The 13,630-nt window shown below is 66.0% G+C and carries 15 protein-coding genes; 7 read left to right on the forward strand and 8 right to left on the reverse strand.

The features are described from left to right. The 3 genes from F1C58_RS05125 to F1C58_RS05135 form a co-directional block, all read right to left on the reverse strand. Positions 1–618 carry a response regulator transcription factor gene (locus F1C58_RS05125; protein ID WP_255461276.1) on the reverse strand — a complete coding sequence of 206 codons (618 nt, stop codon included), beginning with the start codon at positions 616–618 and terminating at the stop codon, positions 1–3. A gap of 184 nt (positions 619–802) precedes the next feature. Further along, a complete protein-coding gene (locus F1C58_RS05130) occupies positions 803–2,008 on the reverse strand; it encodes a homoserine O-acetyltransferase (protein WP_185203142.1) in 1,206 nt (401 codons plus the stop codon). 112 nt (positions 2,009–2,120) lie between these two features. After that, positions 2,121–3,449 (reverse strand): bifunctional o-acetylhomoserine/o-acetylserine sulfhydrylase, encoded by a 1,329-nt coding sequence (locus tag F1C58_RS05135; protein ID WP_185203143.1) that lies wholly within the window; start codon positions 3,447–3,449, stop codon positions 2,121–2,123. 152 nt (positions 3,450–3,601) lie between these two features. On the opposite strand from F1C58_RS05135, the gene F1C58_RS05140 reads away from it, so the two are divergent. Beyond that, the gene (locus tag F1C58_RS05140; protein ID WP_185203145.1) at positions 3,602–4,180 is read left to right on the forward strand and encodes a PadR family transcriptional regulator; all 579 of its coding nucleotides are present in this window, start codon (positions 3,602–3,604) and stop codon (positions 4,178–4,180) included. Further along, positions 4,177–5,763: an MFS transporter gene (locus F1C58_RS05145; RefSeq protein ID WP_185203147.1), complete on the forward strand. Its 1,587-nt coding sequence runs from the start codon at positions 4,177–4,179 to the stop codon at positions 5,761–5,763. Before F1C58_RS05140 ends, F1C58_RS05145 begins: the two co-directional genes overlap by 4 nt. Before the next feature lie 15 nt (positions 5,764–5,778). Here the strand turns inward: F1C58_RS05145 and F1C58_RS05150 are convergent, their stop codons facing one another. Further along, positions 5,779–6,894, reverse strand: coding sequence for an acyltransferase family protein (locus F1C58_RS05150; RefSeq protein WP_185203149.1), 1,116 nt, complete (start codon positions 6,892–6,894; stop codon positions 5,779–5,781). A gap of 50 nt (positions 6,895–6,944) precedes the next feature. Between F1C58_RS05150 and F1C58_RS05155 the strand changes: the two genes are divergently transcribed. Beyond that, positions 6,945–7,736 carry an SDR family NAD(P)-dependent oxidoreductase gene (locus F1C58_RS05155; protein WP_255461277.1) on the forward strand — a complete coding sequence of 264 codons (792 nt, stop codon included), beginning with the start codon at positions 6,945–6,947 and terminating at the stop codon, positions 7,734–7,736. Here F1C58_RS05155 and F1C58_RS05160 read toward each other — a convergent pair. Then, positions 7,708–9,183: an MFS transporter gene (locus tag F1C58_RS05160; protein ID WP_185203151.1), complete on the reverse strand. Its 1,476-nt coding sequence runs from the start codon at positions 9,181–9,183 to the stop codon at positions 7,708–7,710. The two genes, F1C58_RS05155 and F1C58_RS05160, sit on opposite strands and share 29 nt — an antisense overlap. An 84-nt stretch (positions 9,184–9,267) precedes the next feature. Here F1C58_RS05160 and F1C58_RS05165 point away from each other — a divergent pair, with 84 nt between their 5' ends. The 3 genes from F1C58_RS05165 to F1C58_RS05175 are packed head-to-tail and all read left to right on the forward strand — an operon-like array spanning position 9,268 to position 11,048. Further along, positions 9,268–9,759 (forward strand): phosphoribosyltransferase, encoded by a 492-nt coding sequence (locus tag F1C58_RS05165; RefSeq protein WP_185203153.1) that lies wholly within the window; start codon positions 9,268–9,270, stop codon positions 9,757–9,759. After that, on the forward strand, positions 9,756–10,460 hold the full coding sequence (locus tag F1C58_RS05170; protein WP_255461358.1) for a uracil-DNA glycosylase: 705 nt from the start codon (positions 9,756–9,758) through the stop codon (positions 10,458–10,460). The genes F1C58_RS05165 and F1C58_RS05170 overlap by 4 nt, the downstream gene beginning before the upstream one ends. A gap of 9 nt (positions 10,461–10,469) precedes the next feature. After that, positions 10,470–11,048 (forward strand): GNAT family N-acetyltransferase, encoded by a 579-nt coding sequence (locus F1C58_RS05175; protein WP_185203155.1) that lies wholly within the window; start codon positions 10,470–10,472, stop codon positions 11,046–11,048. Here F1C58_RS05175 and F1C58_RS05180 read toward each other — a convergent pair. Then, positions 11,041–11,595, reverse strand: a complete 555-nt coding sequence (locus tag F1C58_RS05180) for a TetR/AcrR family transcriptional regulator (RefSeq protein WP_185203157.1) — start codon at positions 11,593–11,595, stop codon at positions 11,041–11,043. The genes F1C58_RS05175 and F1C58_RS05180 overlap by 8 nt on opposite strands. Next, entirely contained in the window at positions 11,582–11,911 is a 330-nt protein-coding gene (locus tag F1C58_RS05185; protein ID WP_185203159.1) for a multidrug efflux SMR transporter, read from the reverse strand. The genes F1C58_RS05180 and F1C58_RS05185 overlap by 14 nt, the downstream gene beginning before the upstream one ends. 95 nt (positions 11,912–12,006) lie before the next feature. On the opposite strand from F1C58_RS05185, the gene F1C58_RS05190 reads away from it, so the two are divergent. Further along, on the forward strand, positions 12,007–12,372 hold the full coding sequence (locus F1C58_RS05190; RefSeq protein ID WP_185203161.1) for a hypothetical protein: 366 nt from the start codon (positions 12,007–12,009) through the stop codon (positions 12,370–12,372). Between the two features lie 17 nt (positions 12,373–12,389). On the opposite strand, the gene F1C58_RS05195 is transcribed toward F1C58_RS05190, so the two are convergent. Continuing rightward, the gene (locus F1C58_RS05195) at positions 12,390–13,610 is read right to left on the reverse strand and encodes an LCP family protein (RefSeq protein WP_185203163.1); all 1,221 of its coding nucleotides are present in this window, start codon (positions 13,608–13,610) and stop codon (positions 12,390–12,392) included. Between the last annotated feature and the right edge of the window lie 20 nt (positions 13,611–13,630).

Below are 13,630 nucleotides of genomic sequence, written 5' to 3' on the forward strand. Positions count from 1 at the left end.
CTACTCCGGGGTGAGCCAGCCTTCGCGAATACCGTGGCGCCTCAGCAGGATCTTGGTCCCGAGGTCGATACCGATGTCCCGATACTTGCGCCGCGCACGTTTGATGTAGGACTTGACCGTCTCTTCGGTCGTTCCCATGTCTCCGGCGACCTCTCGGATGGAACGTCCGGAGGCGTAGAGCATGATCGCGCGAAGTTCCTGGCGCCCGAGCCCGGGGTCGAGTGTCTTGCCGTCGCCGGACAGCGCACCGGCGAGGGGACCGTTCTCGTAACGGTGGCCTGCGGCGGCGGAGTGGATCGCGCGCACCAGTTCATCTGCCGACTCGGTCTTCGGCACGAAGCCGAGGGCGCCGGCCCTGATCGCGCCGTGGACGGAGGAGGACTCCGCGTGGCGACTCATGACGATGGTGCTGGAGCCGGCGGCGTTGAGGGCGCGCACCTTGGCGCCGATCGAGACGTTGTCGTCGAGGTTGAGGTCGAGCACGACCACATCGACCGGGAACTCGGGGTGCGCCAACAGCCCCGCCCAGCTGGACTCACCGATCGCGACATGGATGCCGTGGCGGCGCGAATGCAGGTGCGCGACGAGTCCGTCAACCACGAGCTGGTGATCATCCACGATCGCAACTCGGATGAGGGCAGACTTCTCTCGCTTGTGAATCACTTCGACCGACTTTCCCCCGTGGCACGCGCCAGCTCGGGTGCTGGCACAGACCACTCTGTACACCCAGCATACTCAAACTGACAGTCGCTCGGGTGCCGGGGGATGCCCCCAGAACGCGGCGATATCACCGTCTCGGGGGCTAGGACTCCAGCAATCGAGTGAGCTCCGGGCCGACAAGTGCATCTTCGATGAGGAATCCGTCGTGACCGAACTTGGAGTGGATGACCACGGCCCGGCCGCCGTCGATGTTGCCAGAGACGCCGGCTGCAACGGTGACCTGGTCGGCGAGGGGGAACAGTCTGTCGCTGTCGATTCCGAGCACGACGTTCTTCGCGGTCACGCGGGAGAGGGCGGCCGCCACACCACCGCGGTCCCGACCGATGTCGTGCGAATTCATCGCCTGCACGAGCAGTACATAGCTGTTGGCATCGAATCGCCGGGTGAACTTGTTGCCGTGGAAGTCGAGGTAGCTCTCCACGGCGAACTTGCCCTCGGCGCCGAGGGGGCTCACGCTCGACTGCCAACTGCGTTCGAACCGGTCGTTGAGCTCGGTGGGCGAGCGGTAGTTGAGGAGCGCCATCCGTCGGGCGAGGGAGAGACCGCGGGAGGGGCCGTCGCCATCGGCATTCTCGTAGTAGTCGCCGTCGGCGAACTTCGCATCCATCGTGATGGCTTCGATCTGCACCGAGTTGAGCGCGATCTGGTCGGCGCTCGAGATGGTCGGCGCGGCGATGATCGCCACCCGATCGAGGCGATCGGGATGTCCGATGGCCCATTCGAGGGCCTGCATGCCTCCCATGGATCCTCCGATCACGGCCGCCCAGCGCTCGATACCGATCGCGTCGGAGAGCGCGACCTGTGCGGAGACCTGGTCGCGGATGGTGAGGTAGGGAAACCGGGCTCCCCACTCCCGCCCGTCCGGGGCGAGGGACGCGGGGCCGGTGCTGCCCTGGCAGCCCCCGAGCATGTTCGGGGCGACGACGAACCAGCGGTCGGTGTCGACGGCCTTTCCCGGACCGATGATGCCTGACCACCATCCGGCGGTGGGGTGTCCCGGGGCCGCGGATCCGACCACGTGGCTGTCGCCGGTGAGTGCGTGCAGCACCAGGACGGCGTTACTCCGTTCGGCGTCGAGCTCGCCCCAGGTCTCGTAGGCGATGCGGCCAGAGGGGATGCCGCCGCCGCGCTCGAACTGCTGGGCGCCGATGGAGACGAAGAGGCGGTCGCCGGGGTTGTCGCCGTCTCGCCACGCTCCGGTGGCCGGTGGCTTGCCGATCATGGCCCGCGTGTTCGCTTCGGTCACGAAGCTCGATGGGACCGTGTCCTCGGAAGTCTGCCAATCCATGTCTCAGCAAGTATCGCAAGTTCTGCCGGGGGAGCGGCCTTTGTTACGGTTCGACCGCGTAGGACAGCGGTCGGGCGGTGTGCGTCAGCACACCACCCGACCGCGGCAATCGTTACGCGCTCTGTGCCGCCTTCGTGACGGCGCGAGCCGCCGCGAGCCCTGCGGAGAGGTCGGCGATGATGTCGTCGATGTTCTCGAGACCGACCGAGAGCCGCACCAGACCGGGCGTGACGCCCGAGGTGAGCTGCTGCTCCGGAGTGAGCTGCGAGTGGGTGGTCGACGCCGGGTGGATGATCAGGCTGCGCACGTCTCCGATGTTGGCGAGGTGGCTGAACAGGCTCACACTGTCGACGAGGGCGGCTCCGGCATCCACTCCGCCCTTGAGCTCGAACGACAGCACGGCCCCGACGCCCTGGGGGGCGTACTCGTTTGCCTTGGCGTACCACGGGCTCGACGGGAGTCCCGAGTAGTTGACCGAGGCGACGTCGTCGTGGTTGTCGAGCCACTCGGCAACGGCCTGGGCATTCTGCACGTGACGCTCGATGCGCAGGCTCAGGGTCTCGATGCCCTGGATGAGCTGCCACGCGCTCGCCGGGGCGATGGCGGAGCCCAGGTCGCGCAGCAACTGCACGCGAGCCTTGATGATGTAGGCGATGCCATCTCCGAGCACGGTGGTGTAGCTCGCACCGTGGTACGACGGGTCCGGCTCGGTGAGGCCCGGGAACTTCTCCACGTTCTTCGACCACTCGAACTTTCCGCCATCGACGATGATCCCGCCGATTACAGTGCCGTGACCGCCGAGGAACTTGGTCGCGGAGTGCACGACGATGTCGGCTCCGTGCTCGAACGGGCGGATCAGGTACGGTGTCGCGATCGTGTTGTCGACGATGAGCGGAACGCCGTTCTCGTGGGCGACATCCGCGACCTTCTTGATGTCGAGGATGTTGATCTTCGGATTTCCGATGGTCTCGGCGAAGAACAACTTGGTGTTCGGGCGGACGGCGGCAGCCCATTCTGCGGCGTCGTCCTGGTCCTCGACGAAGGTCGTCTCGATGCCGAGCTTCTTCAGCGTGTACTTGAAGAGGTTGTACGTTCCGCCGTAGATGGAGGATGACGACACGATGTGGTCGCCCGCCTCGGCGATGTTGAGCACGGCGATGGTCTCCGCGGCCTGGCCGGAGGAGACGAGCAGGGCGGCGGTGCCCCCCTCGAGAGCGGCGACACGCTCTTCGACGACGTTCTGGGTCGGGTTCTGGATGCGTGTGTAGATGTTGCCGAACTCCGCCAGGGCGAACAGGTTCTTGGCGTGCTCGGCGCTGTTGAAGACATAGGAGGTGGTCTGGTAGATCGGAGTCGCGCGAGCGTTGGTCACGGGATCGGGCGCCGCACCCGTGTGGATCTGCTTGGTCTCGAACTTCCAGTCGGCCGCGTTGTCGCTCATGGGTCTCTCCTCAAAGTAGTGCGAGCAGGGTAATCGCTCGCAGAGGCGAGCATAGGCACCGCTCCGGCGGGGATCAATGGCGCATGACATCCGGCGTAATAGTGATCGAAAGCGAATTTGACACATGAGACTACTTTTGTGAGAGTACTCAGGTGTCTTCTATCCGCCTCTTCGTGCTCGGTTCGCTTGCCGACCGTGGAGCGATGCACGGTCACGCGCTGCGCGTGCTGGCCGAGCAGGAGCACATCGACGAGTGGACCGACTTCACGGTCGGTGCGGTCTACGGAGTGCTCAAGCGCCTCGCTACGGAGGGCCTCATCGAGGTGGTGCGCACCGAGCGTGAGGGCAACTATCCCGAACGCCAGGTCTACGACGTCACCTCCTCCGGCTCGCTCGCGCTCGACGATCTGCGGCGAGAGGGTCTCGAATTCTTCGAACTGCATCCGGATGCCTTCGATCTCGCGTTCTCGCGCCTCGATCCCGATCGACTCGACGAGCTCGAGGGCATCATCAGCACCCGCATCGCGGCACTCGAGCGCCTGCTCGAGGACACGGCCGCACACCATAAGCAGGTCGACCAGTACCTGTGGAAATCCGAGCAGTGGGCGATGAGCCACCAGCTCGCCAAACTCGAGGGCGAAATCGCCTGGCACCACAGTCTCCTCACGGCGCTGCCCGAGATCATCTCTGACGAACTGACCAAGAGGTCCGCGAAAGGACTCAAATCATGACCGAAACATCCGAGGCGACAGCCAACCGCCCACCGTCTTGGGTTGCGCCACCAGGAGTGACCGACAAGCGTGCCTGGGGATCCCTCGCGGTGCTGCTCATCGGGCTCTTCATGTCTCTCCTCGACACCACCATCGTGAACGTGGCTCTTCCCACCATCCGCGACAGCATCAACGCCAACGAGGCGACGCTGGCCTGGATCATCTCCGGCTATGCCCTCGCGTTCGGCCTTGTGCTGATCCCGGCTGGTCGCATCGGCGACCGATTCGGGCACAAGTGGGTGTTCTTCACGGGGCTCGCGCTGTTCACGGTTGCGAGTCTGTTCGCCGGGCTCGCTCAGAACTCCACCGAATTGATCGTCGCCCGGGTGCTGCAGGGGGCTGGCGGCGGCATCTTCTTCCCGCCGGTCACCGCGTTCATCCAGCTGCTCTTCCCGCCGATGAAGCGGGGCAAGGCCTTCGCCATCCTCGGCGCCGTGCTCGGCGTGTCCTCCGCGCTCGGGCCGGTGGTCGGCGGCCTCCTGATCCAGGCCCTCGGCACGGCCACCGGGTGGCGGTACATCTTCTTCGTGAACCTGCCGATCGGCGTGATCGCGCTGGTCGCCGCGGTAATCGTGCTTCCCAAGCTCGTCGCGGGGGAGAAGGCATCAATGGACATCATCGGCCTCCTGCTGCTTGCCGGCGGTCTCGTCGCGATCCTCGTTCCGCTGATCCAGGGGCAGGACGAGGGGTGGCCGCTCTGGACCTACCTCTCGCTGGCCGGAGGCGCGATTCTGATCGTGCTGTTCGCGCTGTGGGAGCTGAGGCTCGCCCGTCGCGGGTCTTCCCCCCTGGTTCCTCCGCATCTTTTTTCCCACCCGGCCTTCACCGGGGGCACCATCCTCGCGCTGGTGTATTTCGCGGCTTTCACGAGCATCTTCTTCACGATCTCGCTGCTCTGGCAGGCGGGCCTCGGGCACACCGCGCTCGAGTCCGGCCTCGTGTCCATCCCCTTCGCCGTCGCCAACATCGTCGGAGCGTCCCAGAGTGACCGTGTCGCTCAGAAGCTCGGGCGCAACGTGCTGGTGCTCGGTGCCGCCCTGGTGGCTGTCGGCCTCATCGCCCTGTGGATCATCTTCCTCACGGTGAAGCCAACGGACCTCACGAACTGGATTCTGCTCGGCCCGCTCGCCATCGCCGGATTCGGCAACGGGTTCTTCATCGCGCCGAACTCCCGGTTCATCGTGGCGACTGTCGACCGCACAGAGGCGGGAGCCGCGAGCGGGGTCATCGGCACGATGCAGCGCATCGGAAGCGCCATCGGCATCGCCGTCGTCTCGAGCGTCCTCTTCGGGGTGGCTAATCTCTCCGGGCTCAAGACGGAGGTCGCCGACAAGGTGGCCAAGGCGCTGCCCGATGCGATGAAGAGCGGGGACTACGCGACTCCCGCGGCCGCGGCGAAGGCACTCGGGTCCCGGATCTCCCAGTCGAGTCTCGCAACTCACTTCGGGGACGCGGCGACCGTATCGATGCTCGTGAGTGCGATCTTCGCGATCGTGGCCCTCGCGCTCGTCTTCACCCTGCCGAAGCGGGTCAACCTGCACTGAGCCCCGCCGCGACCGTCACCGGTCCCGGGTCGAGCCGGTCGGATCCTTTCGCGAGGGTCCGGCCGGCTTTCTCTCCTTTCCGGTATCGAGCTCGATGAACAACCAGCGCGGCTTCGGCTCGATGATCGGGCGGAAGATGCGACGGATGAGCGGGCTCGCGAGGGCGATCGAGATCGCGATGCCGGCGAGGATCACGGCGACGAGTAGCAGATCGGGGGTCGGATCGTTCTTGAGGATCCCCGTCTCGCGCAGGGGGTAGAGGATGAAACTGTGCAGCAGGTACACGTACATGGTGGCCTGGCCGAAGCCGGTGATCCAGGTCTCCGAGCGGGGCACCAGCACGAAGAAGGCGGCGCTCAGCAGCGTCGCGAGCAGCAGGAATGCGAGTCGCACCAGCCCGGCCCACCAGTCCGTCTGGCCCAGTCCGTCGTAGGAGTCGTCATAGAAGAGCCAGTGCACGTCGATCGACTTCCAGAAGTCGATGAAGAGCACCAGTGAGACCGCCCACGCGGCGAAGACCGCGATCGCGACCCCGCGGATGAGCCAGGTTTGCCGCTCGATGACATGCCACTTCTCTACGAGCTTCCACTGGCGCAACTGCCAGCCGAGCACGAAGAAGGGCAGGATGCCGATGGCTCGCGAGAGCGAGAAGGTGCTGTCGACATTGCTGAAGTACCCCACACCGATGGAAAAAAGCACGGACAAGAGCAGTGGCCAGCGCAGCAGCACGAGGTAGGGCAGCACGAGCCGGAACACCCCGAGGGCGAGCAGGAACCACAGAGTCCAGTGCGGCGTGGTGGGGTTGGCGCTCGTCGTGCCCTCCACCAGGTACTGCACGACGGTCCAGATCGTCTGCATGATCACATAGGGCAGCAGGATGTCGGTGATCACGCGTTTCATCTGCCGGGAGCTCGGCGGGGCGGCGTTCGAGAAGTAGCCGCTGATCAGGGCGAATGCGGGCATGTGGAAGGCATAGATGAACAGGTAGACCACGAGAGCGCGATCGTTGTCGGCGGTGAGCCGCTGCACCCCGTGCCCCACAACGACCAGGGCGACGCAGGCGAACCGCGCGTTGTCCCACAGCGGAACCCGCTGCTTTCGTGGGGCAGGGGCGGTGGCGGTGCTCGTCATGCGATCACCATAGCCGCGCTACGGTTGAAGGGGGCCAACGAGGGAGAGCAGTGACGTCACGACGCGTGGTGGTAACCGGTGCGAGTTCGGGAATCGGAGCGGCGACGGTGCGGCTGTTCCGCTCGCAGGGCTGGGATGTGGTGGGCGTGGCCCGCCGCACCGACCGGCTGGAGGCGCTCGCCGCGGAGACCGGTGCCGACATCTTCACCGCCGACGTCACCGACCAGGCGCAGGTCGACGCACTCCGGGACTACCTCGCCCACCTCGGTCCGGTGCACGCTCTCGTCAACAACGCGGGTGGCGCCTTCGGAATGGCCTCGGTCGAAGAGAGCGATGCCGAGGACTGGGTGCGCATGTTCGACGTGAACGTGGTCGCCGTCAAGCGGGTCACGAGTGCCCTCCTCCCGCTGTTGCGGGCCGCGGCCGCGCTGCCGGATGCCGCGGGCGTCGCCCATGCCGACATCCTCACCGTCACGTCGATCGCCGGCCACATCGCCTACGAGGGCGGTGGCGGATACAACGCCGCGAAATTCGCCGCACACGCCCTGGTCGGCGTGCTGCGGCTGGAGCTCGCCGGCGAGCCGATCCGGGTGCTCGAGGTGGCCCCCGGCATGGTGAAGACCGACGAGTTCTCTCTCGTGCGCTTCGCGGGAGATCAGGCACGGGCCGATGCCGTCTACGACAACGTGGCGAACCCCCTGCATGCCGAGGACATCGCCGAGGCGATCGTGCACGCGATCGAACTTCCCGGATTCGTGAACCTCGACCTCGTCACGATCAAACCGGTGGCACAGGCCGCCCCGCACAAGGTGATCAGGGGAGCTCTCGCACCGAAGCTGTAGCGCCAGAGGGCAGTTCATCGGCCACATCCGCGAAGGCGAGCTTCGGCACGAAGAAGAGCAGAACGGCGGCCACGAGGGCGCCGACGCCGCAGATGATCCACACGGTGAGGTAGCCGCTGAGGCTCGAGGCTGTGGTCGTCGCCGCGGTGAGCACGCCCATGGCGAGCACGATCCCGAAGATCGCCGAGGCGAACGACCCGCCGATCGTCTTGGTCGTGTTGGTGAGCGCTGCGGCGATTCCGGTCTGTCCGCGAGGTGCCGCCGCAGCGGCGGCCGCCGGCATCGCGCCGACCAGTGCTCCGGATCCGATGCCGGCGATGAACATGTTGAGGAACACCTCCCAGGTCTCCAGGTGGAACGGTACGAACAGCAGGTAGCCGGTGGCGACGAGGAAGGCGGCGATGATGAGGGCCACCCGCGGAGAGAGCCAGCGGGACACGAGCGGAAAGAGCAGCGCGCCCCCGATCATCGAGATGAGATACACCCCGATGAGAGTGGAGCGGTCTCCGGAGTCGAGACCGAGGCCGTAGCCGTTGGCCCTGTCCGTGCCCGCATAGGCGCTGAGCGGGGCCTGCGCCCCCAGCAGGCTGATGCCGATGAGGCCGGCGGTGAGCTGCACCGGCCACATGTTCGGCTGGCGAAGCACCCGAAGGTCGATCGCCGGGTCGTCCTGCTTCAGCTCGTAGAGCCCGAACGGCACGAACACCAGCAACCCGAGCACGATGAGGATGTACACCCACCACGCCTCGAGTCCGTTGAGCCGCAGGAAGGTCAGGCCGGAAGTGATCAGCAACAGCCCGATGGTGAGCAGGCTGAAACCGACCACATCGAGGCGTCGCCCCGGCAGCGGAGTCGACTCCGGCACGCCGAACAGCACCGCGAAGAAGACCAGCGTGACGGCGATCGCCGGGATGGCGAGCGTGAGCGGCACGTTCTCTCCGAACCATCCGAAGACCCGTCCGCCAAGCAACGCGCCGACGATCGCCCCGGCCTCGAGCGCTACTACGAGGAAACCCGCGGCGCGTCGCGTCTGGGATGCGCCCCTGCCGGTGCGCCGGCCACGGTCGAAGATGAGTGCCACCTCGAGCGGAAGCCAGACGACGTAGAAGCCCTGAAGGGCCCACGCGATGAGGAAGGTGGTGAAGTTGTCTGCTAAGACGAGAGCCCAGCTCGCCCCGGCCGTGAGCACCGTCGAGACCAGCAGGATGCGCTTGTGCCCGAACATGTCGCCGAGTTTTGCCAGGATCGGCACGACGAGCGCGGAGAGCAGCAGCTGTGCCGCCTCGAACCAGTTGAAGTCGGCATCCCGTATCTGGAGGTATTTCACCAGGTCGCTGATCAGGGGCACGTAATAGCCCTGCAGGATGCCGCTCACGATCTCGACCAGGAACAGGTAGCCGATCAGGCCGAAGGTGATCGCCCCGGCCTTCGTGCGCACGGTTGTCATGATCGGATGTTAGTGGGCGATCGGGGGAGGCAAGAAGCACAGCGCGCGTTCTCCTGAGTACCGGGCAGCCGCTAGCGTGAAGCCATGACAATCGATGAAGAGCACACCCCGGATCGCGAGATCCTGGGCTGGGACGAGTTCGGCGAGGCGAGTCGCGAGCTGGCGGCCCAGGTGCACGGGAGCGGATTCGTGCCCGACATGGTGGTGGCCATCGCCCGCGGGGGCCTGCTGCTCGCCGGATCGGTCGCCTACGCGCTCGATGTGAAGAGCTGCGGCGCCATCAACGTGGAGTTCTACACCGGGGTGGACCTTCGTCTGGCCGAGCCGGTGTTGCTGTCACCGATGCTCGACACGCCCTCCGTCTCCGGGCAGAAGGTGCTGCTGGTCGACGACGTCTCGGACTCCGGTCGCACCCTCGCGATGGTCCTCGAGCTGCTGGTCAAGGCGGGGGCGGATGTGCGCAGCCTCTGTCTGTACTCCAAGCCGCAGACCGTGCTCGAGCCCGACTTCGTCTGGCGGAGGACATCCAAGTGGATCGCCTTCCCCTGGTCGTCCCTCCCCCCGGTCACCGTGTGACCGAGGACACGGGCGCGGGATCGACCCCCTCGGTTCTGACCGGCTCCATCGACCCGGAATGGGCGAGTGCGCTCCGGCCGGTCTCCGGGGTGATCTCGAAACTCCAGGAGTTCCTCGACGGCGAGGTCGCATCCGGTCGCGGGTACCTTCCCGCCGAGGGGAACGTCTTCCGGGCATTCACGTCTCCGTTTTCGCGGGTGAAGGTGCTCATCGTCGGACAGGATCCGTATCCGGGACTCGGGCATCCGATCGGACTGTCCTTCGCCGTCGACCGGGCCGTGCGGCCGATTCCGCGGAGCCTCTGGAACATCTACAAGGAACTGCGGAGCGACGTCGGGGTCACGCCTCCTCCGCACGGAGACCTCAGCGCCTGGTCGGATCAGGGGGTCATGCTTCTCAACCGCGTGCTGACCGTCGAGCCGGGTAAATCCGGATCGCACCGTCGCAAAGGGTGGGAGACCGTGACGGCGACAGCCATCCATGCGCTTGCCGAGCGGGGCGGCCCACTTGTTGCGATCCTGTGGGGGAAGGATGCCATCGCCCTCGAGCCGATGCTCGGCTCGGTTCCCGTGATCAAGTCCGTGCATCCGAGCCCGCTCTCGGCCGGGGGAGGGTTCTTCGGATCGCACCCGTTCAGCCGGGCGAATGCCGCACTCCTTTCGCAGGGAGCCTCACCGATCGACTGGACGATCCCGGCGTAAGCTCGGTTCATGCTCGAGGAGGAATACCAGGCCACCCACCGTCCGCTGGAGGCGCAGCGCAACCTGCCACCGCTCGAGGTGCCCTTCGAGTATTCGATCCGGGATGCGCGACTCGAGGACATGCCGGACGTGCGGGAGATCTACAACCACTACGTGGCCAACTCCACTGTCACCTTCGATGAGACTCCGCTCACCCTTCGGGCTACCCGCTCCAAATTCCAGCACCTGCAGAAGCTCGGGATGCCCTACCTCGTTGCCGAGAGTCCGAGCCAGCAGATCCTCGGCTACGCCTACGTCTACCCGTGGAAAGAGAAGGCGGCGTACCGCTTCACCGTGGAGAACTCGATCTACCTGCGCGCGGCGTCGACCGGCAAGGGGCTCGGCAAGGTGCTGATGGGCGAGTTGATCACCCGTTCGAAACAGGCCGGGCTCAAAGAGATCATCGCCGTCATCGCCGATCGCGGTGCCGAGGCCTCCATCAAGATGCACCAGGACTTCGGCTTCAAAGAGATCGGTCGTATGGGCAAGGTCGGTTTCAAGTTCGAGCGCTGGCTCGGCACGGTGCTCATGCAGAAATCGCTCAAATAACAGCAGACTGCAGGATGTCGCGCAGCGCCGCTTCCACCTCCGTCACCGACTCCGGCTCGCCGCGCCAGAGCATCCGCAGGATCAGCCCGTCGATGGCGAGCGCGACCACCCGAGCTCGGCGTGGATCGGGAACGACGGGGTCGATCGCCTCCTCGAGCGAGCGGTACCAGACATCCGCCGCCTCTCTCAGACCGTCGCGGCGCATGGCGAGGAAGAGGAGTTCGTATTGCGCGATGGCGGAGGCCCGGGAGCCGTACACCCAGTCCCGCAGCACGGTTGCGGCATCGGAGAGGGAACCGGTGTCCAAGTCGGCGAACAGGGCGACCTGCTGCTCGGTGACCCGCAGAAGCGCACTCACCAGCAGATCGTCGATGCTGGCGAAATAGTAGGTGGCCGCGGCGAGGGGCACGCCGGCCTCGGCGGCGACGGCGCGGTGGGTGACCGCACCCGGTCCGCCGATTTCGAGCACTCGGATCACCGCATCCTGCAGGGCGATGCGCCGAGCCTCTCCCTTCGCAGTGGTGGTGACCACGTCAGTGCTTTCCACCGAGTTCGAGCATCGTGACGCCGCCGATCACGAGTACCATTCCGGCGATCTGCACGAGGGTGAGAGGCTCCTTGAAGAACAGCCAGCTGATCACGACAACCAGCACGACTCCCACGCCGGCCCAGATCGCGTAGGCGATGCCGAGAGGCACCCCCTTGGTGAGCGACTGGGAGAGCATGGCGAAGGCGGCGATGTAGCCGACAGTCACTATCGCGTAGGGCACTATCTTGTTCGCGCCGTCCCCGGTGGCGAATTTGAGGGCCGTGGTCGCGATCACTTCGGCCACGATCGCCCCGGCGAGGAAGAGATATCCCATGCTGCACTCCTAAGATTGGTACAAATGTACCAGATTTTAAGAGGCGAGGAGAGCCCGGTGCGGATGGGTCGGCGCTCGGGCGCTACAGTCGGGGGATGCCCGAAGCGCCTCGCAGCCGCCCCGAGAGCTATCTCGTGCTCCACACCCTGAGCGGTCACCTGCGCGCCCGGCCTGCCGCGGTCTTCGCGGCACTCGACGCCCGTTTCCGCCCGAGCGACTCCTCCGACAGCCTCTACCTCGCCGATCCCTCGGCGTTCCTCATCGTGTCCCAGGGTGGCTGGTGGTATCGCGGGGAGTATCGGGTGGTGCCCGACGAACGCGGATCCCACGTGGAGCACGTGATGTTGAATGTGGCGCAGACCGCTCGCTCGCTCGGGCGATTCACCGGGCGCCGGGTCGTGGCTGACGCCCCCGCCGCCTTCGAGACCCTCCTGCGCCAGCTGCGCCTCGAGCTCGAATAGCCGACGCTCGAGAAAACTCAGCCTTTGGCGCGCTGCCCCTTTGTGCAGGTCGCCTGCGCGGCAGTCTGCCCGGTCGCACTGCTCGGAAGGGCGACTCCCGGTGCGGTGGTCGCCGCTCCGCTCGCCGGAGTGGAGGCACCCGGATCCCGAGCCGTCGTCGCCGAAGGATCGTTCGTCGTGCCGTCTCCCGTCTTGCCGGTGAGCGACACCGGCTGGTCGTTCTTCAATGCGGTGAACAGCACCTCGGCGGCGCTGCGGATCGGCAGCACCCCGTTCTGGCCTGCCGCGGAACCATAACTGCCGGGATACTGCACGAAGACCACCTTGTCGAAGCTGATGTCTTTGACCGCGAGAGCCATGCTCACGAGAGTGGTGAGGTTGTTCAGAGAATCCGAGCGGGTGGTGTTGTCGATCACGGCCTTGGCGAGCGCGTAGTCCTTCACCGGGTTGCCCAGGGTCTCGGGTGTCTTTATCTTGCGCACGAGCGCGGAGAGGAAGAGCTGCTGGTTGCTGATTCGGGCGAGGTCGCTGCCGTCGCCGACGCCGTACCGCACCCGCAGGAACTGCACGGCATCCTGGCCGACGAGCGTGCGCTGGCCGGCATCGAGGTCGAAGTGGATCTGCTCGTCATGGATGGCCTTGGCGATGCAGACCGTGACACCGCCGACGGCATTGGAGAGACCGACCACTCCCTGGAACTCGGTGAGCGCGGCATAGGGGATCGTGAGGCCGGTGAGATTCTCGACGGTCTTCACGATGCAGGGCAACCCGCCGTAGGTGAGCGCGACGTTGATCTTATTGGTCTGCGACGGAAAGTTGCCGCCCTTGGGGTTCGGGCAGGACGCGATCGGCACGATCAGGTCGCGGGGGAAGCTCACGACCGTCGCGTTGCTGTGGTCGGCGGAGACGTGAAGGAGCATGGTCACGTCATTGAGGTGTTCGCCGCGCTTTCCATAGGTGCCGACATCCCCGCCGCCGCTGTCGCTCGCGGCGACCAGCACGTTGATGCCTCCCTCGAAACTCCCGATGTCCGGTGGGGGCCCGTCGGTCTGCCCGATGAGTTTCACTCCCGGTTGCACGCTCTTCGCGACGTCGTAGACCGCGAAGCCGGCGACCGCGCCGACGCTGACCAGCACCACCGCAAGCGCAGAAGCGAGGAAAGCGAGCACCGTGACCGCGGGCCGGGAGCGCGGCAGCCGACCGTGGCGGGCAACGGGAGGCATGCGGGTGCTTGGCATAGCACCAGACCCTAGCCGAC

The sequence above is a fragment of the Glaciihabitans sp. INWT7 genome, from assembly GCF_014217685.1.
Taxonomy (GTDB): Bacteria; Actinomycetota; Actinomycetes; order Actinomycetales; family Microbacteriaceae; genus Lacisediminihabitans.

Coding starts and splice junctions, on each gene's coding strand:
- F1C58_RS05195 (WP_185203163.1), bottom strand. CDS start 13,610: ATGCCAAGCACCCGCATGCCTCCCGTTGCCCGCCACGGTCGGCTGCCG.
- F1C58_RS05165 (WP_185203153.1), top strand. CDS start 9,268: ATGACAATCGATGAAGAGCACACCCCGGATCGCGAGATCCTGGGCTGG.
- F1C58_RS05190 (WP_185203161.1), top strand. CDS start 12,007: ATGCCCGAAGCGCCTCGCAGCCGCCCCGAGAGCTATCTCGTGCTCCAC.
- F1C58_RS05160 (WP_185203151.1), bottom strand. CDS start 9,183: ATGACAACCGTGCGCACGAAGGCCGGGGCGATCACCTTCGGCCTGATC.
- F1C58_RS05135 (WP_185203143.1), bottom strand. CDS start 3,449: ATGAGCGACAACGCGGCCGACTGGAAGTTCGAGACCAAGCAGATCCAC.
- F1C58_RS05175 (WP_185203155.1), top strand. CDS start 10,470: ATGCTCGAGGAGGAATACCAGGCCACCCACCGTCCGCTGGAGGCGCAG.
- F1C58_RS05130 (WP_185203142.1), bottom strand. CDS start 2,008: ATGGATTGGCAGACTTCCGAGGACACGGTCCCATCGAGCTTCGTGACC.
- F1C58_RS05185 (WP_185203159.1), bottom strand. CDS start 11,911: ATGGGATATCTCTTCCTCGCCGGGGCGATCGTGGCCGAAGTGATCGCG.
- F1C58_RS05145 (WP_185203147.1), top strand. CDS start 4,177: ATGACCGAAACATCCGAGGCGACAGCCAACCGCCCACCGTCTTGGGTT.
- F1C58_RS05150 (WP_185203149.1), bottom strand. CDS start 6,894: ATGACGAGCACCGCCACCGCCCCTGCCCCACGAAAGCAGCGGGTTCCG.